Origin of the sequence: Thermosynechococcus sp. (genome assembly GCF_046299655.1) — a bacterium.
GTDB lineage: Bacteria > Cyanobacteriota > Cyanobacteriia > Thermosynechococcales > Thermosynechococcaceae > Thermosynechococcus.
Map to the genome: position 1 here is coordinate 1 of NZ_JBKBHZ010000023.1, position 21,081 is coordinate 21,081.

The window sequence follows — 21,081 nt, forward strand, 5'->3', positions numbered from 1 at the left end:
TGGTTGTCTTGCCAGATAACTGCAGGGCTACTGAAAGCCCGCGCTGTAGCTTAGCTCAGCGTCGGGTAGTTTACTGCCCTTTGTGCGCTTGGCCTATGGGTATCTGCCTTTGGTGCTGGGTGCCAATTTGGCCTATTATTTACCCCTTGGTCTGGGGGAGGCGGGTCAGTTGTTGCCCGTAACCTTTGCAACCTTTGGCCTCGATGCAGCCAGTTTACCCAGTTGGCAAGCCCATCCAGCGGTGATCGGCTTCCTGCAAACGACCACACTTGTGGTCAGTACCCTTGCCAGTTTGATCCTCAGTCAAAAGATTGCGCGATCGCCCCTGCGACAAATGGGGCACCCTTGGCTAGACATCATTGCTCTCGCTTGGGGAATTGCCTACTTACTCTGATGGGCCGGGCTGGATTCGAACCAGCGTAGGCATAGCCAACGGATTTACAGTCCGCCCCCATTAACCACTCGGGCACCGACCCTTTCATCGCCATTTTTTAATGTACCACATCAGGGGGGACACTTGAGCTTCCCGTTTTGAGAAAACAATTCCCTACTCGTCAAGGGTATAGCTTTGCAAGTTTTCTAGGGGTTGCACTTTCAGGAGACGTTCGGCGCGGCGAATCTCGCTGTCACTACCTTGAATCAGGATTAGGTATTTGCCCCGCTGCAATCGCTTTTCAAAGGGGATGCCGGACTTACCGGTAATCACCACTTGGAGACCACCCCCCACGGTGAGACTACCGAGGGCACCAGCGATCGCGCCAAAGATGCCCCCCAAAATACTATTGTTGAGGCGATCCAGCATCGGCAGAATGTCAATTTGAGTCGCTTGGTTAAAGGTAAAACCGGCAAAGAAGCCAAAGGGAACCAGCCAGATCAACATTCGTTGCATTTGCTGGCGAGCGACTTGAAACGGATCAATGAGTCCCAACTCTGACCACTGTTTGTAACCCCGACCCAGTAGGGCGACTTTTTCCATTGGGAAGCCGTCCTTTTCAAGCTGGGTATAAACGGCCTCGGCCTGGAGGCGATCGCCCAATGTCGCGACCAAGTAATTTTTCATAGCGATAGGATGAAGAAAATCTCTTGCCTGCAAAGCTATGCTGCCCCTATTGTCCCACTTTCGCCGCACCTTTGCTGATCTGGGCCTGATTGTCGTGGCCAGTGCCATAGCCAGCACGGTGGTGATTGGGATTCGTGAGATGGGTTGGCTCCAACCCCTAGAATTGGGTGCCTATGATCGCCTGATGCAATTGCGTCCCATGCCCGGCCCCGACCCGCGACTATTGGTGGTGGCAGTCACTGAAGCCGATATTCAACGGTACCGCTCCCTATCGCTGCCGGATTGGCTCTACGCCCAAGCCCTCCAAAAACTCCTCAAACATCAGCCCCGTGCCATTGGTTTGGATATTTACCGCGATTTTGCGGTCCCGCCGGGGCATGAGGCGCTGAATCGCCTTTGGCTGAATTCCGATCGCCTCTTTGCTGTCACCAAACTGGGGGATGGTACTCAGCCGACAATTCGCCCGCCCGCTGCCCTCAGCCCCGATCAAGTGGGGTTTAACGATATCACCGTTGATGCCGGTGGCATTGTCCGCCGCAGTTTACTCTTTTTGCCGGACGATCAGGGGAATACGCTTTACTCCTTCTCCTTGCGGCTGGCACTGCGCTATCTGGCGGATGAGGGAATTGAGCCGCAGGGCAGTGAGGCAGATCCGCATGTGATGCAGTTGGGGCAAAGTGTCTTTACGCCCCTGCAACCCAATGATGGCGGCTACGTAGGGGCAGATACGGCAGGCTACCAAGTCATGCTCAACTATCGCGGCGATCAGCGGGCGGTCACGTGGGTGCCCCTTGAGGATGTCCTGATGGAACGAGTGGCACCCGAATTAATTCGCGATCGCGTGGTTCTCATTGGCAACATTGCCGAAAGTGGCAAGGACTTTTTTTATACCCCCTTTAGTTCCGGCCTGCGGGACAACCAGCGCATGGCGGGGGTATTTATCCATGCCCAAATGGTGGGGCAATTCATTGATGCGGGCTTGGGCGATCGCGCCGTCATTTGGTTTTGGCCCAACAGTGTCGAGAATCTTTGGATTGTTCTTTGGGGATTGGTTGGTGCGATCCTTGCTTGGCGAGTGCGCCATCCTCTGACCCTAGCAATAGTGGTGGGAGCGGCTCTGCTGCTTCTTTTACTCACCTGCTATGGTCTGTTTCTCAAGTTGGGCTGGGTTCCCCTTGTGCCGCCGGCATTGACGCTTCTCCTTGGCAGTGGCGGGGTGGTCAGCTATACCGCACAGCAAGCCCAGCAGCAACGGCAAATGGTGATGCGCCTTTTGGGTCAAAGTATCTCGCCGGAAATTGCTGCCGCCCTGTGGGAACGACGGGATGAACTCCTCAAGGATGGCAAGTTGCCCGGCCAACGCCTGATTGCCACGCTGCTGTTTACCGATTTGAAGGGGTTTAGCACCATTTCTGAAGGGATGGAACCGGAGGAACTCTTTAACTGGCTCAATACCTATCTAGAGAAAGTGGCGGATGTAGTGCAAAGCTACCACGGCGTGATTAATAAGTTCACTGGTGATGGCATTATGGCCGTGTTTGGCGTGCCCATTAAACGCACCAGCCGCGAAGGAATTGCCATTGATGCCCGCAATGCGGTGGATTGTGCCCTAGCCTTGGGACAACTGCTGGAGGAACTAAACCGCGAATGGGCAGCTCAGGGGCTACCGCAGGTGATGATGCGGGCGGGCATTTACACAGGCCCGATTGTGGTTGGCAGCCTTGGTAGTAAAAATCGCTTGGAGTACGGTGTGATTGGCGACAGTGTGAATACGGCCTCGCGCCTTGAGAGTGTGGATAAGCACCGCCAGCCAAGTCCCTGTCGGATTTTAGTGGCCCAAGAAACATTGGAGTATTTGGGCGATCGCTACGAGGTCGAGGCATGGGGTCCTTTGGAACTCAAGGGCAAGGAGCGCAAAATTCAGGTCTTTCGCATTCTTGGCGTCCGCAAAGGGCTAGCGATCCCCCCCAACCAGCCCACGGCGATTGAACTGGAGATCTAGCGACCAGGAATTAGGGAACTGCTCAAACGTTGGATAGCGCGGCCAGCAATATCGCGATAGCGCAATTCACCACAAAGGACTTGCCCCAGCCGCTGGGTGGCAGAGGGGCGTTTCATAGCAAGGCGATAGCCCACCTTCGGCATGCGATGGAAAAGGCCAGCAAGGCGTTGTGCCCACACTAAATCAGCACCCCATTCCTCCTGCAAGGTTTTGCTGTAGGTGGCCAAGGCATCCGCTTCTCCCCCAAGAGCCGCATCAATGGCTTCGGCAGCACGCATACCACTGTAAAGGGCCGGACGAACGCCCTCAGCCGAAAAGGGATCCACTAGACCAGCGGCTTCACCGGCAAGGAGGGCATGGTGGGTATGCAAGGGCTGTTGACCTTCCCAGACACAGAGGGGATGGTAGTGAATCGGACAATCCGCAAGCTGAAGCTGATGGGCGGCACAATACTGTTGCAAAATCGGTTCCCAGTTGGGGCGATCGCTCCCCCGCACCACGGCAACCCCCACCGTTCGCTGATCTCCTTTGGGAAAGCTCCAGAGGTAGCCATTTTTCACAAGGCCAAATTCAAAATGTGCAGCGCGATCGCCCGTCGGGTTGGGTACAGTCATCACTGCTGCTGTGCGCACCACTTTGGGCTTAAAACCCAGCCACTGAGCCACTTGACTCTTGGCACCATCGGCAGCAATGAGATAGCGCCCTGCGTAGGTTGTGGTTGCCGTCTGGATCTGCCAGTGATCTTCTTGAAACGTAATCCCAGTTACCTCGGTCTGATCCGCAACAACCGCCCCCTGTTGTTGTGCCTGCTGCAAGAGGTAGTGATCAAACACCGAGCGATCCACAATCCAGATCGGTTCGGGAATATTTAACTCGGCTTCAACGGCATCACTGAGCTGCCAACTGTAGCGCACCATGCGGGTGGTATCGGCAATAGCAAGCTGAAAATCAAAATCAAACCATTGGCCAACGGCTGGTGAAACACCCCCTGTGCAGGGTTTGTAGCGAGGGAGAGCGGCCTTTTCAAGGACTAAGACTGAACGCTGGCGCCGCGCAAGATGATAAGCGGCTGCGCCGCCCGCAGGTCCGCCCCCCACAATAACGCAGTCGTACATTTGTGCTGTGCTGGCTCCTTTCAGCGAACCTCAATGGATGCAAAACTGCCGCTAGCCTATCAGAATTTGCTTAATTTTTCTCAACACTGCTCCTGACAGTTAGCGCGATGACTGGGAGCGGCGCCGCCGACAGCGCTCTGAACAGTACTTTACCTCCTCCCAACAGTCCGCCCACTTTTTGCGCCACTGAAAAGGACGCCCGCAGACGACACAAATTTTGCTGGGGAAGTCCGCTTTGCGACGTTGCTTGGCCATGATTTGCGGCTATGCCTCAGTGACACAGGCGGCCAACTGTGTCAGCAGCGTTTGATGATCCAAATTTTGGCCAATGAGCACCAGTTGATTTTTGCGATCGCCTCTCCAGTCTTCATCATCGAGGCTAAAGCGCTTACCGCTGAGGTGAAAGACATGGCGACGGGGACTTTCCTTAAACCATAGAATGCCCTTGGCGCGAAAGACCGATTCGGGCAATTGGTGGTCAAGAAAATACTGGAATTTCCGCAGTTCAAAGGGGCGATCGCTCTGGAAAGACACGGAGGTAAAGCCATCCTCCTCAAGGTGATGGGAGTGATGGTGGTGAGGATGGCCATGATCACAGTGGTCGTCACACTCATGGTCGTGGTCGTGCTCAGGGGGCGCGTGTTCAGCTTCAGGATGGAAGTAGCGATCGCTCTGGAACAGCCCCACACTGAGAATCAAGGGCAGCGGTACTTGGGCCTTCACTGTGCGAATAATCCGCGCCCCCTCGCGCATCTGGCGAATACGGCTTTCCAATGCCTGCAACCGTTCCTCTGTGACCAGATCTGCTTTGTTGAGGAGGATAATGTCGCCGTAGGCAATCTGGCTTTGGGCAGCGCTACTGTTGAACAGATCTAAGCTAAAGTTCTCCGCATCCACCACCGTAATAATCGAATCCAAGCGGGTCAGGTCGCGCAAATCAGTCCCCAAAAACGTCAAAGCCACCGGCAGGGGATCCGCTAGGCCGGTTGTTTCCACCACCAAGTAGTCCACCATATCAGGGCGTTCGAGAACCCGATAGACGGCGTTGACAAGGTCGTTGTTGATGGTGCAGCAGACGCAGCCATTGCTGAGTTCCACCATGTCCTCTTCACTGGCCACCAAGAGTTGGTTATCAATGCCAATCTCACCAAATTCATTGACCAAGACAGCCGTTTTCAGCCCCACTTGATTCGTCAGGATATGGTTCAGGAGCGTGGTTTTGCCACTGCCGAGAAACCCCGTGATAATCGTTACCGGCAGACCATGTTTGAGGGCTTCCATTTGGGGGGTTGGGGAAACGGAAGAGATTGTCATAGGCGGTGTGTCAAGCGCGAGAATTGTTCTCAAATTATAGCCGCTGCACTTCGCTCAAGGGGCGGGCGATCGCTGTAGGCTAGAAGCAAGACGCCATTTTCCTCAACAGCCCTTGCTGCAGCACAGGTTCAAAACGCTACCCTGCGACTCCCTAGAGACCAACTTCCTAGAGACCAAGGAGATCAAGCGTTCCCCAAAATGCGATAACCTGTTGAAGCCTAACGATATAAACCCCTATGTCCAATCAGCCGTTGCAACGACGCACCAAAATTGTCGCTACCATTGGTCCAGCCGTCAGCCACCCCGATAAACTGCGGGCGATTATCCAAGCGGGCGCCACTACTTTGCGTCTAAATTTCTCCCATGGTACCCACGAAGATCACCAGCGCAGTATCCGCCTGATTCGCCAAATCTCCTATGAATTGGGACAGCCCGTGGGTATTTTACAGGACTTGCAAGGCCCGAAAATTCGCCTTGGACGGTTTGAACGGGGCTCTATTTTCCTGAAGCGGGGCGATCGCTTTACCCTCACGAGTCGTCCCATCATGGGCAATCAACACATTAGCTCAATTACCTATCCGCCCTTAGCCCAGGAGGTTCCTGCGGGTGCCACAATTTTGCTCGATGACGGCCGTGTGGAAATGGTTGTCGAAGAAGTGGATAAAGAGGCGGGTGAACTCCATTGCCGAGTGGTTGTTGGCGGCACCCTCTCCAATGCCAAGGGCGTGAACTTTCCGGGGGTTTACCTCTCAATTAAAGCCCTGACAGAGAAAGATCGCGAAGATCTGATGTTTGGCCTCAATCAAGGGGTGGATTGGGTGGCCCTCAGCTTTGTGCGCAATCCCCAAGATGTACTGGAGATTAAGGAACTGATTGCCAACGCTGGGAAGCAGGTACCGGTGATTGCCAAAATTGAGAAACACGAGGCGATCGAGCAAATGGATGCCATCCTCTCCCTCTGTGATGGTGTCATGGTGGCACGGGGCGACTTGGGGGTTGAATTGCCCGCTGAGGATGTGCCGATTCTGCAAAAACGGCTGATTGCTGCCGCTAACCGCTTGGGGATTCCCGTGATTACAGCCACCCAAATGCTGGACAGCATGGTGAAAAGCCCCCGCCCTACCCGTGCCGAGATTTCCGATGTCGCCAATGCCATTCTCGATGGCACCGATGCGGTGATGCTCTCCAACGAAACGGCAACGGGAGACTATCCTGTGGAGGCGGTAAAGATGATGGCCACGATTGCTGCCCGCATTGACAATCAACCTCAACTGCGGCAACCGCCCGTGGCTGAGTCGATGGCGGTGCGTTCCATTCCCAATGCCATTAGTCAAGCGGTGGGACAGGTGGCGGCCCAACTCAAGGCGAAGGCAATCATCACCCAAACAAAAACGGGGGCAACGGCGCGGAATGTCTCTAAATTCCGTCCGCAAATTCCGATTTTGGCAGCCACCCCCCATATCGAGGTGGCGCGGCGCTTGCAGTTAGTTTGGGGGGTAGAACCGCTGCTGACTTTGGATCATCCCTCGCTGCGGCAGTCGTTTCAGGCAGCCATTAATGCAGCACAGGAGCGGGGCTTTCTAGAGGAGGGGGATCTGGTGGTGATGACCGCTGGCACGCTCCAAGGGGTCTCTGGTTCCACGGACATGATCAAGGTGGAACTGGTCACCTCGGTGATGGGACGCGGCTGTGGCATTGGCCATGGGTCGGTGAGTGGTCCAGCGCGGGTGGTGCGCGAAGGAATGCCAGTGCGCACGTTTAATAGTGGGGAGATTTTGGTGGCTGAGCGCACCAGTGCTGAATTGGTGGAAGCCATTCGCAAAGCGGCAGGCATTATTACCGAAGAGGATAGCCTGACAAGCCATGCGGCGGTCTTGGGGTTGCGCTTGGGGATTCCGGTGATTGTCGGCGTGAAAAATGCCACCCGCCTGATCCGTGAGGGCACGATTCTAACCATGGATGTGGAGCGGGGCTTGGTCTATTCCGGTGCCCGCAATGGGGTTGAGCGATCGCCCGAGTAGGAGTGGAGTTGTCAATGACTTTTTTTCAGGCCAACCCCTATCTCACGGATTTGGTGACGCGGACGCTCCAAGCTGCATGGGAACAGTTCCCTTGGCTGGGACAAGAGGATATTGCCGTGACTTTACTGGTGTATCCACCCCCCATTCCTGTGAATACGGGGGGGGCACTCACCGCCGCAGAATTTTGGCAGTATTCGATTCCCGGCGCCCATTATCGTGGTGATGTGCTGATGTACCCGGCCAGTGTAGTCAAGCTGTTCTATTTGGTGGCCTGTCATGAATGGCTCCACAGTGGCATGCTGCAGCCGGATGCGGAATTGGAACGCGCCATGCGGGATATGATTGTGGATTCCAGCAATGATGCCACGAGCTTGGTGGTGGATATGCTCACAGGGACAACCAGTGGACCGGTGCTGCCGCCAGAACCCTTTCGCACGTGGCAATACCAGCGCAATATCGTCAATCGCTATTTTCAGTCCTTGGGGTGGCCAGAACTAGCCCATATCAATGTAAATCAAAAAACGTGGTGTGATGGCCCCTATGGACGAGAGCAGCAATTTGTTGGGCGCGATCGCCAGAATGCCAACCGCCTGACGACTAATGCCACGGCCAAGTTAATCCACAGTATTGTTGGTGGTGTTGCGGTCTCTGCTAGCGCTAGTCAAGCAATGATGGAACTGATGGAGCGTTCCCTCGATCCAGAGCTGTTGGCCGAGGATCCAGAAAATCAAGTGCAGGGCTTTTTGGGGGAAGGGCTACCTCTGGAGGCCAAGCTGTGGTCAAAGGCAGGACTCACCAGTTGGGTGCGCCACGATGTGGCCTATATTGAACTCCCCGAGCACTGCCCCTATACCCTAGTGGTCTTTATCGAGAATCGCACTGCCAGTAGCAATACAGAGGTCTTGCCCTTCATTTCCCGTCAGATTGCCAAGGGAATTCCCACCCTAGAGAGCGCCGGCATACTGTAGGCCACTGACCACTCCCGCCGCTAAAAGGTGACCAAAGCTGGTGGTCGCCAGCAACTCGGGCACACCAAAGCCTTCAAAGAGGGCGGGCAGGGCAATGGGTAACGCCGGGCCTTTCCCGCGGGATTGAATGGCAAAGCGGCCAATGGCGATCGCAAACAGGTTGCAGAGGATTACCACCAAACCCACAGACGGCGTCCAAGTGGTATCCGGGAGCGTGGCTAATACCATGGTTCCTCCTAAATGGGTACAATTGCCCATGAATTATACGCAACCGCTTGATTGCCCACTGTCCCGTCGTTACAAAATGGTGCATCTCGTTACAAATGCTTAACTCAACTGTGCGGGCAACCATTGGCGTCAAAATTTGTGGGGTGACCTTACCTGAGCAGGCGATCGCGATCGCGCAAATGGGCGTCAGTGCCCTTGGGTTTATTAGCGTGCCCCATTCGCCGCGCTACGTCCCCGCCGCAACCATTGCAGACATTTGTCGGCGCCTGCCCCCCTCCGTGCTCACCGTTGCTGTCGTTGCTAATCTCGATTTAGCAGTATTAGCTAATTTAGTCACAACCACAGGGGTACAGGCGTTACAGCTTCATGGCAGCGAATCCCCCGAATTTTGCCAACAGGTGCGCTGCGCATTGCCTAACATTGTGCTGATCAAAGCCCTGCGGGTGCGATCGCCAGCCACCCTCGCAGAGATTCCCGCCTACGCGCCGCTTGTGGATCGGATTCTTTTGGATGCCTATCATCCGCAGCAGTTGGGGGGCACGGGTCAGCCTTTTGACTGGACATTGCTCCAAAACCTGCAAGTCCCTTGTCCGTGGTGGCTCGCGGGGGGCATTACACCAGAAAATTGCCGGCAGGCGATCGCCCAAACCCGACCCGACGGCATTGACCTGTCTAGTGGCGTAGAAAGCCAACCGGGGATCAAGGATTTAGGGCGCGTGGCAGCGTTGCTAAGCACCCTAGGGATAAATGCAAATCCTCCCCTGCACCCTGAGGGCACCTGCTTCTAGCCGCAACGCCTGAATGGCCACCCCTTCCCCCAAATCAAGGGTCAGCATGGGGTGAGTCTCCTCTTCCCCTTGCCAGTGCAGAGCCTCTAAACAGAGCGTCCGCTCATCCTGCAAGCGCACCTGGGTCGAGAGGTGCCAATCCGCCTGCTCCCCTTGGGCATTCCCCATCGAGAACACCAGTTTGAGGCACCCAGCACCCAATTCTCCCTGCGTATGCAGCAATTGCCACTCTTGAAGATTGACCCCCGCTTTGCCCAAGCCTCGCTGATCGAGCAATTTCAGCAGTTCCCGTAAACCCGATTGCAGGAGCGGCGCCCCCAAAGAAGCGTTGAGATCCTCTTGGCTGAGAACCAGTTCGCCGCGCACGGGCACCGGTGCCAAGAGTTTTAGGGGTTTGCCCCGCAAGACTTGCCCGAGATTAATCTGAATCTGTTCGGCTTGGACGGCTGCTTGGCGCAACTGAATGCCGCGATAACTGGCTTTTGTGGCCGCAACACGCACATGGGGTAAGTATCCCCGCAAAATCTGGCGATCGCCCCCTTGAATTTGAATTTCCAAGCCGGTTGCCTGCTCCAACTGCGCAGATAACCACCAGTGCAAGGCGGGTTGCAAGACGCGGGGAATTAGTCCGCGTTCACACGCAGCACCGACCGCCTCAGCCATGTCTGGCGACGTTAACGACATAGAAATTCCTCACACACTTTTTAGATGCACTCCTCCTAGGATACCTAGGCCAGCCGATGGAGCTGATTCGCCGATTTTAACGAAACTGGCTGCCGATTTAGTCTTGCCAAAGGCAACTTTCCTGATTGGTGAGAACGAAAGTAATGAAAAGGCGATGATGTGTTGCTCAGCCATGGGGGCGATCGCCCTCCCCTCTGGGCTAGGAGGGGCGGATGAGCGGTTTGCCGCCAAAACCCTCATCTGTGGCTGGAGCGATCGCTAACTTCTCTCCGGATTTGTGCTGGGTTTGGCCAGCATTTTTCCCTAGGAAGAGAGGGCAGCCAATGGATGGGGATCCACCTTGAGGCGGGTAGCCAAGGCTTGGAGGTGACGGCGATCCTCCTCGCTCAGCTGGATGCCGGTCTGCCGCAGTTCCCCCATGAGGGTATAAAACTGCTCTTGGGCTCGATCCAGATTCAGGGTCAGCCCCAAGGCCTCGCCGATGGTCACCAGCTCTTGAAGCAGTGAACTCAACCGGCTCAGGGTGTCACTGTTGAGGTGATGGGCAAGGTAACGCAGGGCAGCGCAAATCTGCTGCTCTAGGGGGCGCCGTTGCTCTTGAAGGCTGAGGTGGCAGCCCAATAGGCGGGCTTCACGGGCGATCGCCGCCAATTCTGCCAAATGATTTTGCAGATCCGCAAAGGGCAAGTCCCCGAGATCGCTCAGGTCTTGCTCTAAACGCCGCAAATGGCTAATGGCACGATGGGTCAACGCCACTGCTGCTGCGACTTGCAATTCTTGGGGCACAGTTAGGCCATCCCGCTGAAACCCCATGAGGATGCCGTAGTTATCGCGATAGACTTGGGTATAAAGCTGATCCAAGCGCGTAAGGGTTTCCCGCGCCAGCACCCCCATGAGGCGGTGTCGTTCCTCAGCAAAGAGATCGTCCAAGCTGTAGGCCACCCCACCAAAGCGTTCCGTAATGGCCATCACCACCCGCGCCGCACTGCCCTGTTGAAAGACTTGCAAAAGATGGCTCTTGAGCTGGCTATATTCCCGCCGCCCTTGGAAGGGTTGGATCGCACAGTGGAAATCCCAGCCCCCCAAGTGCAAGACGGCAAAGATGAGCAGTTGTGACTCGGTTGTAATCGTGGAAGTGAGTTGAATCTGGCCGATCGCCAAGGTCAGGCTGCCCATGCGTTGGAGATGATAATCCCCCTGCGCAATTTCATAGCAGTACAGTTGATGTTGACGGGGGTAGCTATTAAAGAGGGAACTCATGGCATAGTGGGCGGCCACCTGCTGCAAGCTAATTTGAGCCGTTTTTACCAACTGGTGATAGACCGTTGCCCCATCGCCAAACTGCGGCACATTGCTAGGGGCGGCGGCCAGCCGCTCAATAAATTCGGGTTCCAACTGGACACCAGCGACATCCCCTGCCAGTTCGATCGCCCGTGCTGCATAGCGCAGAATTTGCACCCCCTCAGGCCGCGAGAGTTCATCAAAAAACCACCCACAACTGGTAAACATGAGGAGGGCATGGCGCTGCATCTCCAGCAGGCGCAGGGCATCAATTTGCTCGCTTGGACTCAAGGGGCGGCGTTGGTGTTCTGCCAAAAAGCGGCGTATTGTTTCTGCGGAGCGATCGCCCATCACCTGAATATAAGCATCGCGGGCTGCCCAAACCTCCTGAAATAGGTCAGCCCCAAAGGTTTCATAAATCTCAATTAGCTGATTGCGCAGCCAATTGAGCGCCTCCCGCAATGGACGTCGCCAGCGCTGATGCCACTCACCGCCCCCCCCGCAACCACAGTCGTCCTGCCAGCGATCCACGCCATGGGCACAACTCCACGCCGTGACGGGTTTGAGTTCCACTTCCCATGTGGGAGGAAACAGACTGAGATAGTAAGCAAAGTTGGTGATTTGCCAGCCCCGCTGGGGAAACTCCACCTTAAAGGCATAGGCGAGGGCTTTTTCACCGCCATACTTGTGATGGCCAAAGGTCTCTCCATCAGTAGCAACAGCAATAATTTGACTGGGGCGATGATCACCCCGCACGGCCTGCCCTATCCGTCCTGCCAAAAATTGTGAGCTAGTTAGCAAGTCACTAAAACCAATATCGCGAGAAATAGGACCATCGTAGAAGAAAATGTCTAAGTAATCGCGCTGGCGATCGCCCCCTGGCAAATAGCAGCGATAGGGACGTGTCGGGTCAATTTGGCTACCGCTGACTTCAATCCACTCGCTTTCCCCTTCCGCGAGAATGGGACGACAGCGTTGGGCTTGGGAGGGCGCCAAAATGGTAAAGCGAATCCCCTCCTGAATCAGGGCAGCGACAGTTTCATAATCAATGGCCGTTTCGGCAAGCCACATCCCCTCCGCTTCGCGGCCAAACCGCCGCCGAAAGTCCGCCTTGCCCCAGCGAATTTGCGTGAGTTTATCGCGGTAGTTGGCCAAGGGCAAAATGATGTGGTTATAGACCTGAGCGATCGCGTTGCCGTGGCCATTGAAGCGCTGACAACTGCGGCGATCGGCCTCAATAATGCGCTGATAGACCTCGAGATCGTAGCGCTCAAGCCAACTAAAGAGTGTCGGGCCAATATTAAAGCTTAGGTATTCAAAGTTATTGACAATATCAATGACCTCACCGCGATCGTTGAGAATCCGCGCAAAGGCATTGGGGCGATAGCACTCGTAGTAAATGCGCTCATTCCAATCGTGAAAGGGCTGGGCACTGGGTTGGTGTTCAATGGCCTCAAGGTAGGGATTTTCGCGGGGGGGCTGGTAGAAATGGCCATGGATGGTAACGTACACTCCCAACCCTTGCAGTTGATCGGCAGCAGGGGAAAACACGGTCGGCGTCACATCGGTTGGATTCAGCATGCAGATCAACCACAAGACAACAGGTTTGCATTCCCTAGATAGATCCTCAGCGATCGCCCCATGGCCTAGGCCGCTTGTGACAAAACTTTAAGCGCCGCAAGATTTAGTTACGCACCACCTAGGGCACGATCAAGACTGGACAGGGGGCTAGGTTAATCACACGGTTACTGACACTCTCCTGAAAGCCCTCTGGGGTAAGCCCCGTTCCCCGGCAGCCCATAATAATCAAATTGGCATTGATCTCATCGGCCACGTCACAGATGACAAAGGCCGGTTTACCGCGCCGCAGCAGGGTTTCCGCCACAATTGCGTGTTGGGCAAAGGCCTCCTTTGCTCGGTTCAAAAATTCCGCGATCGCCGCCTCTAGCTCCGCATCTGGTTCTGGCGTTTCCTCCACCGACAGTAGAAACAACCGACTCTGGAAAGTTTTGACTATCCCAACCACGGTGGGCATAGCTTCTTGAGTGTCACGGCTGCGGTCAATGGGAAAAAGAATGATTTTGAACATAGAGTTCACCTCATTGGAGTCAAGTGGAAGGGCACGCCCTTGGGTAGAATGAGGGTCAGGTGAGGGATTTGTAGCGCATCACTTCATCGCTAGCCGGGATGGTTATGCCCCTAGTATTATCATCTACGTTTTAACGCATTTAGGAGGCTCTAGCGTGTCTAAAAAATCCGTGGCGCAGTTATCCACTGCCGACTTAGCAGGAAAGCGTGTGCTCGTGCGGGTTGATTTTAACGTTCCCGTCAATGAGAATGGCGTCATCACCGATGATACCCGCATCCGCGCCGCCCTGCCGACAATTCAAGACCTGATCAGCAAAGGTGCCAAGGTGATTCTGGTCAGCCACTTTGGCCGTCCCAAGGGCGTGGATGAGAAACTGCGCCTTACCCCCGTGGCTCAGCGGCTCTCGGAACTGCTCCACAAGCCCGTAGTCAAGTTGGATGACTGCATTGGTGAGGCTGTGGTTGCCCATACCCACGCAATGGCCAACGGGGATGTCTGCCTCCTCGAAAATGTGCGCTTTCATCCAGGGGAAGAAAAAAATGATCCTGAATTTGCTAAGCAACTGGCGGCCTGTGCAGAAGTCTATGTCAACGATGCCTTTGGCACTGCCCATCGTGCCCATGCCTCAACTGCTGGGGTAACGCAATACTTGAGTCCCTGTGTAGCGGGCTTTTTGATTGAGAAAGAACTGGAATATCTGCAAAATGCTATTGAGCATCCCCGTCGCCCCTTGGCTGCTATTGTGGGGGGGTCTAAAGTGTCTTCTAAAATTGGTGTCATTGAAGCCCTTCTAGAAAAAGTGGATAAATTGCTGATTGGCGGCGGCATGATCTTCACCTTCTATAAAGCGCGGGGGCTGAATGTTGGCAAATCCTTGGTAGAAGAAGACAAGTTGGAGTTAGCCAAACACCTCGAAGCCAAAGCCCAAGAAAAAGGGGTGCAGTTGCTCTTGCCCACCGATGTGGTGGTGGCAGATAACTTTGCTGCCGATGCCAATAGTCAAGTGGTCAGTATCGAAGCGATTCCTGACGGCTGGATGGGTCTGGATATTGGACCTGCTTCCATCAAACTCTTCCAAGAGGCGCTCAAGGATTGCAAAACAGTGATCTGGAATGGCCCAATGGGGGTGTTTGAGTTTGATCAATTTGCCAAGGGCACAGAGGCGATCGCCCGCTATTTAGCCGATCTCACCAGTGAGGGTGTTTCGACAATTATTGGCGGTGGCGATTCTGTGGCGGCGGTTGAAAAAGTGGGTGTCGCCGATCGCATGAGTCACATTTCCACCGGTGGGGGGGCAAGCCTTGAACTCCTCGAAGGCAAAGAACTCCCCGGTATTGCCGCCTTGGATGATGCCTAGGAAAGCGATGATTGTCAAGGATTTGGCCCAAGTGCCCTGAATCCCATCATTAAATTCATTAAGTTCATTTAAAGTTGTGAATGCCCCATCGTCTCATCCGTGGGGCTTTTTTGTTCTCTAGGGCGAGATTTAGCCCCCTGGAGGCCGTGATTTGTTAATTTTTCTAACAACTACTGCTGCCCCAAACCATCACCACAAGGGAGGTAGAATAGGCTAAAAGCCTGATGAATCAACGGTTTCAGAAGTTTGGAATGGATGAAAGTGCCTGAAAACCACATCTCTTAAAGGTTTCAGGGTTCCAGTTAGCGGCTAGCTATTCTAGAATGAGGCTTGAAACCGAGAATAGGCAAGGGTTTCGTGCCTTTTACCCCTTTGTTAATCAATCAAACAATGTTTAATGTTGTTTAATGTTGCTGTGGAGTTATCCCCATGAACAAGGCTGAACTCGTGGATGCGGTATTTAATCGTGCCCATAGCACGAATAATGTCACGAAAAAGCAAGTCGAGGCGATTATCTCGGCCACTGTCGAGGAAATCATGGAGGCTGTGGCTAAGGGAGAAAAAGTTACGCTAGTGGGCTTTGGTGCCTTTGAGCCTCGGGAGCGCAAAGCCCGTGAGGGGCGCAACCCAAAAACCAAAGAAAAAATGCAAATCCCAGCCACCACTGTCCCCGCCTTTTCAGCAGGGAAACTCTTCAAAGAAAAAGTTGCACCGCCTGCGGCTTCTGAACCGGCTGCCAAGGGCAAGAAAAAATAGTCTGGATGCCCCCTCGCCACGGTGGCAATTTAGTTTGGGCGGCAGCGATCGCGGGCTGTGCTCCTGATGAGATCTTGGATTTCTCTGCCAGTCTCAACCCTTGGGGGCCTCCCGCGTCGGTGATCGCTGCCCTTCAGACTGCGCTGCCCACGATTCGTGACTATCCCGATCCTGATTGCCATCCCTTGGGGGATGCCCTTGCGGCCCTGCATCAACTACCGCAGGATTACATTTTGGTGGGCAATGGTGCGGCGGAGTTATTGACTTGGGTGGGGCGCGAATGTGGCGATCGCCAGCAGATTTACCTCATTACTCCTGCCTTTGCCGACTACCGGCGGGCACTGGCGGCTTTTACGTGTCCGATGGTACCCATTCCCCTAGCCCAGGTGCAAAGCGGCTTTGGGGCGATCGCTCCCTCCCTCACGCCCAAGGATGCCATCCTAATTAATAATCCCCATAATCCCAGCGGCCACCTCTGGTCGCGGCAGGCGTTGCAGCCGTTGCTGGAAACAGGTGCCTTGGTGGTGGTGGATGAGGCCTTTATGGACTTTCTGCCCCCCGCCGCCAGTGAATCCCTCATCGGGTTTGTGCCTCGCTACCCGAATTTGATTGTGTTGCGATCGCTAACGAAATTCTACAGTCTGGCGGGCCTGCGTTTAGGGTATGGGGTATCCTCGCCAGAGCGTTGGCAACGCTGGCGATCGTGGCGGGATCCTTGGAGTGTGAATGGCTTGGCGATCATTGCGGGTGTGACGGCTTTGGGCGATCGCCCCTTTCAGGAACAAACTTGGGCGTGGTTGGCGCCTGCACGTCACGCCCTTGCGGCGGCTCTGAAGACTGTGCCCGAGCTGAAGGTAGTAACTGAGAGCAAGGCGAACTTTCTACTGGTCAAAGCAACGAACTCCATTTTGCCCCTGCAAACCTACCTCCTCCAGCAGCATCGCATTCTAATTCGCGATTGTTGTAGCTTTCCTGAATTAGGTGCCGCCTACTTTCGAGTGGCCGTGCGCCGCGACGCTGAAAATCAGCGACTTCTCAAGGGTTTGCGGGCTTATTACCAACACTAGTAGGAATTGCATCCCCCAAAGCCAAGGTGGTATAGTAGCGATACTTAAGGGGGCGTGGCGGAATGGTAGACGCTGCGGACTTAAGCAATTGAGCCTTAATAGAGAAATCTATTAAGTGAATGCTCTCAAATTCAGGGAAACCTACGTTTGTCCATAGGGCAAATATGGCAATCCTGAGCCAAGCCGTTTCTCAACCCCAGACTGGAAACGGAAGGTGCAGAGACTCGACGGGAGCTACCCTACCGTAGAGCTACTACGCGGGTAAAGGGAGAGTCCAATCCTCAACACCCAAGGGGTGGTCGCGAAAGCGGCAGGAGGATGAAAATCCGTTGACCTTAAACAAGTCGTGAGGGTTCAAGTCCCTCCGCCCCCACCAAACCACTTCAGGGTCATCATTCCCAAGGGTTGACCCGCTTTGCAAGGCGCGATGAAAGCAGAGTACCAGCAACGACAGCAGCAGTTTTTAGAGAAATTGGGCAGCGGTGTCGCTGTTTTCTGTAGTGCGCCACGCGCCATCATGCACAATGATGTGGACTACAACTTTCGCCAAGACAGTAATTTTTACTATCTCACGGGCTTTAATGAGCCAGAGGCTGTTGCTGTTTTTGCGCCAAACCACAGTGAGCATCGCTATGTGCTGTTTGTGCAGCCCAAGGATCTCAGCCAAGAGATCTGGACAGGCGCACGCCTTGGGGTAGAAGCAGCTAAGGAGGAGTTAGGCGCCGATGCCGTATATCCCATTAGTGAACTGGAGCAGCACCTTCCTCGCTATTTGGAGACCGGGGATCCGCTGTATTACCACTTTGGTCACCATGAGCGCTTTAATCAACTGATTCTCAAGCACTACCAGCGCCTGCTCACGACCCTGCCGAAACGGGGCACGGGTCCACGCAGTATTGCGGATCCCAGTATTCTTTTGGCTCCCATGCGGCAAATCAAATCCGCCGCCGAACTGGCCTTGATGCGTGAGGCGATCGCCATCACGGTTGAAGCCCATCAGCGTGCCCGTGAAGTGGCTGCCCCCGGCCGCTGGGAATATGAAATTCAGGCAGAGATCGAGCATCTCTTTCGCCTACGGGGCGGCGATGGCCCGGCCTATCCCTCGATTGTCGCCTCTGGGCCGAATGCCTGTGTGCTGCACTACACCGCCAACCAGCGCCAAATGGCGGCAGGAGACCTACTGCTGATTGACGCCGGCTGTGCCTATCGCTATTACAACGCCGATATTACCCGCACCTTCCCCGTCAGTGGCCAGTTCAGCAGCGAGCAAAAGGCGATCTACGAGATTGTCCTTGCGGCTCAAAAAGCGGCCATTGAACAAGTGCGCCCGGGAAATACCTACAACCAAATCCACGATGCGGCGGTACGGGTGATCGTTGAGGGTCTAGTTGACCTTGGCCTGCTGCGGGGCGACATTGACGATCTCATTAACGAAGGCAAAGAGAACAACACCCAGAAATATCGCACTTTCTTTATGCATGGCACTGGTCACTGGCTGGGCCTTGATGTCCACGATGTCGGTCTTTACAAGCACAACAAGGACACGTGGGTCACGCTGCAACCGGGTCAAGTGCTGACAGTCGAACCGGGGATTTATATTCATCCTGAGGCAACGCCCGCTGAGGGTCAGCCCGAGATTGGCGATCGCTGGCGCGGCATTGGGGTACGCATTGAAGACGATGTGCTGGTGACGGCGGAGGGACACGAAGTCCTGACGGCGGCGGTTCCGAAATAATTTTCTGGAAAATTATTGGGGTGGCCTGCATATTCACCAATTCACGAATGGATAAAATAGAACCATGCGCAATCGGAAGTATGCCTATGAAGATGTCCCTCCACTCTCCTGATCTGATTCGCCGGTTGGCCGACTTGCAATCACAAATTGATGAAATTCAGGCTCAGCTCAAGGAACAGCGGGGCAGCCTTACTAAACGAGAACTGAAGAAAATTGCCTGCCGGTGGGGCTGGAAAATTATTGAGGGGGGAGGAAAGCATCCGACAAAAGCAGTGCGTGGCTCCTTAAAAGTGCAGCTACCAGGGCACGGGGATGGTGACACTTTATCTAAGAAGACTCTTCATGACACCTTGAAGCAATTGGCCTTGCCGGTTTTGCAGGAACTAGAGGCCGCTCAGACTGAGTGTATTGAAGCAGTCAGCTTTTACTTCCTTGAGGCCAACGGTCACAAGTTTATCCCCCGCCAAGAGCTTTATCAGCTCAAGGAGGAGCTAAAGACCTACCAGAGACACAATCAACAATTACAGGAGCGGGTAGAAACCCTTGAAGAAGAAGTCAGCCAATTAGAAAACAAAAAGAACCTATCAGAGGAAGCTGCGCTGGAGCTGTTGTTAGATAAAGAAAATCAAAATGCAGATTTGCAGAACCAAGTACAGCAGTTGCAACGTCAGGTGCAATTTCTGGAAGAGAAAGAGCGCATTGCTGCTCAACAATTGCAGATTGTGAGGAATGTCCGGCGGCAGTTGGCTACTGAAAAAATGTTGGAGGATGTCCTTGATCGGCTGAAGAGGTTGCAGTCGCTCCTCCGTCAGTGTCAAGCAGCCTTACAGCAGTTACCTGCTCGATGGCGTCGACCAATTCAACGCTTCCTCAACCAAATGAGTAGTATTCTAGAAGCGAATTTAGAGGGCAGCGATTTCCACAACCGACTCTTGGAGTCCGAGGCAGATGGGACTAATTGAGGACTTAGAAAAGGCAATTGGCGCCTCTCGTCGCAACTATGGGGAGTTGTTGGCGATCGCCGGTAACCTGTTGATGGAAAAAGCCCAAACCTTAGAAAACGCTGCTCCCCCACCCATCGTGCTGACAGCCCAACCGTGGACTGAGGCGCGCCTTAAGAAAACCTTTGGTGGGTTTCGGGCAGCCCAAGCCTATTTTCGCGAGCGCTACGGGGTACGGGCGAACAGTTGGCAGGTGCTTGCCGATCGCGCCAATGCGGTAGAAACGGCTTTAGTTCACTTGGGCTTAGCCATACGCCCCAATTCAAAAACAGCAACCCTAACATTGTCTTCTCGTTAACGTTGAGTGCCTTTTCAAACCTATGCTTGAAGAGCAATATGACGTTCTTGCGGAACTTCCAGAACTCCCGTTTGGGCTGGCTAAGGTAATTGCCGAGGCTCTCAGTGATGGGGAAGAATGGGGAAAAACCTTTCTTCAGGATCCTAACTGGGGGGATGATCGCGATCGCATGGCCAACCACGCAATTTATGAAGCCACCCTCTGGTCAGTAGGTTCTGGAGTCGCCACTGGCGTTATGGGCTGGGCCGGGCTACCCCTTGACTTTGCTCACTTCCACCACGCCCAAATTAAGTTGGCAGCAGCACTCTTCACCATCCACGGCTTCGACTTAAGAGATAGAGATATGCGCATGGCCGCTGTTGCCGCTGCCGTTGGGGTCGGTGCTGCAGAGCTGGCAACGTACTTGGGTCGTCGCCTTACATCGTATGCTGTTCAAAACTTTGTCCAAAAGCCTGCGCAGCATGGTCTAAAAAATTTACTCGCACAGATTTTCAGTAAGAGCTCCAGTAAAACTCTCCTCCTTCCTGCCAAAGCCGTTCCTCTCCTTGGAGGGGTGATTGGTGGTTCCGTCAATGCCTTCATGATGAACGCTTGCGGCCATAGCGTGTGTCAAGTGATCAAGGCTCTGCGATCGGCCACCGTCAGTTAGGTGTCTTTGACAGGCTCAGACGCTAGGACGGTTTTCAGTGTTGCAGCGAGGGGAATGGCCAGCAAAATTCCCAAGAAACCCGCTACCCGTCCGCCAATGAGCAGCGCAATAAACTGCCAGAGGGGATTGAGTCCCATCAAGTCCCCCAGTAACTTCGGGGTGAGCACATTGTCCTTAATTTGCTGCAAGACCACAGCAATCACGCAAATATTCAAAGCCAGCCACACATCCTGAAAGAGGATAAGCAGTGTCACTAAACCAATGCCCAAGGTTGCCCCCACTACAGGAATGAGCTGAGCAATACCAATGATGAGGGCAAAGAGAAAGCCAAAATTGACCTTGAAGGCGATCATAAAGGGAATCAGGGCAAGAAACATAAACAGTCCCAAAAAAAGCTGCGCCGAGAAAAAACTGCGAATATTCAGCCGCAGCGAGTAATCCACCACCTGTCGCCAAGGCTGGGGCACCAATTTCATTAGTCCGCGCCAAATCTCACTGCCATAAAAGAGCATATACACCGTTAGGATCAGCACAAGTAGCACATCAACAAATTTAGTCAGTGTTGTAATGGCAACACCCGGCAACATGGCAGCAATCCCTTTGAGTTGGATGGTCAGCTCTTCCATCAAGTCATTCACCCCCACAGGAAAGCGATAGCGGCGCAGGAG

22 protein-coding genes and 1 tRNA gene are annotated in these 21,081 nt (G+C 54.3%); 13 read left to right on the plus strand and 10 right to left on the minus strand.

Annotated elements, in window-relative coordinates; all coding sequences use genetic code 11:
• The first annotated feature begins 82 nt into the window (after positions 1-82).
• On the plus strand, positions 83-394 hold the full coding sequence (locus tag ACK4HN_RS11415; RefSeq protein ID WP_409877688.1) for a hypothetical protein: 312 nt from the start codon (positions 83-85) through the stop codon (positions 392-394).
• Here the strand turns inward: ACK4HN_RS11415 and ACK4HN_RS11420 are convergent.
• Positions 395-476, minus strand: a tRNA-Tyr gene (locus tag ACK4HN_RS11420).
• A gap of 71 nt (positions 477-547) precedes the next feature.
• Positions 548-1,048 (minus strand): hypothetical protein, encoded by a 501-nt coding sequence (locus ACK4HN_RS11425; RefSeq protein ID WP_409868603.1) that lies wholly within the window; start codon positions 1,046-1,048, stop codon positions 548-550.
• 49 nt (positions 1,049-1,097) lie between these two features.
• Here ACK4HN_RS11425 and ACK4HN_RS11430 point away from each other — a divergent pair, with 49 nt between their 5' ends.
• Positions 1,098-3,062: a CHASE2 domain-containing protein gene (locus ACK4HN_RS11430; protein WP_409877690.1), complete on the plus strand. Its 1,965-nt coding sequence runs from the start codon at positions 1,098-1,100 to the stop codon at positions 3,060-3,062.
• On the opposite strand, the gene ACK4HN_RS11435 is transcribed toward ACK4HN_RS11430, so the two are convergent.
• From ACK4HN_RS11435 to ACK4HN_RS11445, 3 genes are all read right to left on the minus strand, one after another.
• Positions 3,059-4,177, minus strand: coding sequence for a geranylgeranyl reductase family protein (locus ACK4HN_RS11435; protein ID WP_409868605.1), 1,119 nt, complete (start codon positions 4,175-4,177; stop codon positions 3,059-3,061). The two genes, ACK4HN_RS11430 and ACK4HN_RS11435, sit on opposite strands and share 4 nt — an antisense overlap.
• A gap of 99 nt (positions 4,178-4,276) precedes the next feature.
• Positions 4,277-4,432 carry a DUF2256 domain-containing protein gene (locus ACK4HN_RS11440; protein WP_409868606.1) on the minus strand — a complete coding sequence of 52 codons (156 nt, stop codon included), beginning with the start codon at positions 4,430-4,432 and terminating at the stop codon, positions 4,277-4,279.
• A gap of 9 nt (positions 4,433-4,441) precedes the next feature.
• Positions 4,442-5,491 (minus strand): CobW family GTP-binding protein, encoded by a 1,050-nt coding sequence (locus ACK4HN_RS11445; protein WP_409877692.1) that lies wholly within the window; start codon positions 5,489-5,491, stop codon positions 4,442-4,444.
• Positions 5,492-5,727: 236 nt separating this feature from the next.
• On the opposite strand from ACK4HN_RS11445, the gene pyk reads away from it, so the two are divergent.
• Positions 5,728-7,512 carry a pyruvate kinase gene (pyk, locus tag ACK4HN_RS11450; protein WP_409877694.1) on the plus strand — a complete coding sequence of 595 codons (1,785 nt, stop codon included), beginning with the start codon at positions 5,728-5,730 and terminating at the stop codon, positions 7,510-7,512.
• 14 nt (positions 7,513-7,526) lie between these two features.
• On the plus strand, positions 7,527-8,480 hold the full coding sequence (locus tag ACK4HN_RS11455) for a serine hydrolase (RefSeq protein ID WP_409868609.1): 954 nt from the start codon (positions 7,527-7,529) through the stop codon (positions 8,478-8,480).
• On the opposite strand, the gene psaK is transcribed toward ACK4HN_RS11455, so the two are convergent.
• Positions 8,457-8,708 (minus strand): photosystem I reaction center subunit PsaK, encoded by a 252-nt coding sequence (gene psaK, locus ACK4HN_RS11460; RefSeq protein ID WP_409852715.1) that lies wholly within the window; start codon positions 8,706-8,708, stop codon positions 8,457-8,459. The genes ACK4HN_RS11455 and psaK overlap by 24 nt on opposite strands.
• Positions 8,709-8,803: 95 nt before the next feature.
• On the opposite strand from psaK, the gene ACK4HN_RS11465 reads away from it, so the two are divergent.
• Complete coding sequence (locus ACK4HN_RS11465) at positions 8,804-9,496, plus strand: phosphoribosylanthranilate isomerase (protein ID WP_409868610.1); 693 nt, start codon at positions 8,804-8,806, stop codon at positions 9,494-9,496.
• On the opposite strand, the gene ACK4HN_RS11470 is transcribed toward ACK4HN_RS11465, so the two are convergent.
• Entirely contained in the window at positions 9,446-10,180 is a 735-nt protein-coding gene (locus ACK4HN_RS11470; RefSeq protein ID WP_409868611.1) for a DUF2993 domain-containing protein, read from the minus strand. The genes ACK4HN_RS11465 and ACK4HN_RS11470 overlap by 51 nt on opposite strands.
• Before the next feature lie 103 nt (positions 10,181-10,283).
• Between ACK4HN_RS11470 and ACK4HN_RS11475 the strand changes: the two genes are divergently transcribed.
• Entirely contained in the window at positions 10,284-10,442 is a 159-nt protein-coding gene (locus ACK4HN_RS11475; RefSeq protein WP_409871295.1) for a hypothetical protein, read from the plus strand.
• A gap of 41 nt (positions 10,443-10,483) precedes the next feature.
• Here the strand turns inward: ACK4HN_RS11475 and ACK4HN_RS11480 are convergent, their stop codons facing one another.
• Entirely contained in the window at positions 10,484-13,042 is a 2,559-nt protein-coding gene (locus ACK4HN_RS11480) for a DUF3536 domain-containing protein (RefSeq protein WP_409877696.1), read from the minus strand.
• Positions 13,043-13,160: 118 nt separating this feature from the next.
• Entirely contained in the window at positions 13,161-13,550 is a 390-nt protein-coding gene (locus ACK4HN_RS11485; RefSeq protein WP_409868613.1) for a universal stress protein, read from the minus strand.
• Positions 13,551-13,704: 154 nt separating this feature from the next.
• On the opposite strand from ACK4HN_RS11485, the gene ACK4HN_RS11490 reads away from it, so the two are divergent.
• From ACK4HN_RS11490 to ACK4HN_RS11520, 7 genes are all read left to right on the plus strand, one after another.
• Positions 13,705-14,907, plus strand: a complete 1,203-nt coding sequence (locus ACK4HN_RS11490; RefSeq protein ID WP_409868614.1) for a phosphoglycerate kinase — start codon at positions 13,705-13,707, stop codon at positions 14,905-14,907.
• 429 nt (positions 14,908-15,336) lie between these two features.
• Positions 15,337-15,663, plus strand: a complete 327-nt coding sequence (locus ACK4HN_RS11495; RefSeq protein ID WP_409852732.1) for an HU family DNA-binding protein — start codon at positions 15,337-15,339, stop codon at positions 15,661-15,663.
• Between the two features lie 5 nt (positions 15,664-15,668).
• A complete protein-coding gene (cobD, locus tag ACK4HN_RS11500; protein WP_409868615.1) occupies positions 15,669-16,730 on the plus strand; it encodes a threonine-phosphate decarboxylase CobD in 1,062 nt (353 codons plus the stop codon).
• Between the two features lie 427 nt (positions 16,731-17,157).
• Positions 17,158-18,465, plus strand: coding sequence for an aminopeptidase P N-terminal domain-containing protein (locus ACK4HN_RS11505; RefSeq protein WP_409877698.1), 1,308 nt, complete (start codon positions 17,158-17,160; stop codon positions 18,463-18,465).
• Between the two features lie 47 nt (positions 18,466-18,512).
• Positions 18,513-19,427 carry a hypothetical protein gene (locus tag ACK4HN_RS11510; RefSeq protein WP_409877700.1) on the plus strand — a complete coding sequence of 305 codons (915 nt, stop codon included), beginning with the start codon at positions 18,513-18,515 and terminating at the stop codon, positions 19,425-19,427.
• Complete coding sequence (locus ACK4HN_RS11515; protein WP_409877702.1) at positions 19,414-19,764, plus strand: hypothetical protein; 351 nt, start codon at positions 19,414-19,416, stop codon at positions 19,762-19,764. Before ACK4HN_RS11510 ends, ACK4HN_RS11515 begins: the two co-directional genes overlap by 14 nt.
• A 22-nt stretch (positions 19,765-19,786) precedes the next feature.
• The gene (locus ACK4HN_RS11520) at positions 19,787-20,413 is read left to right on the plus strand and encodes an EcsC family protein (RefSeq protein WP_409877704.1); all 627 of its coding nucleotides are present in this window, start codon (positions 19,787-19,789) and stop codon (positions 20,411-20,413) included.
• On the opposite strand, the gene ACK4HN_RS11525 is transcribed toward ACK4HN_RS11520, so the two are convergent.
• A partial coding sequence (locus tag ACK4HN_RS11525; RefSeq protein WP_409877706.1) for an AI-2E family transporter occupies positions 20,410-21,081 on the minus strand: 672 nt, incomplete at its 5' end. The genes ACK4HN_RS11520 and ACK4HN_RS11525 overlap by 4 nt on opposite strands.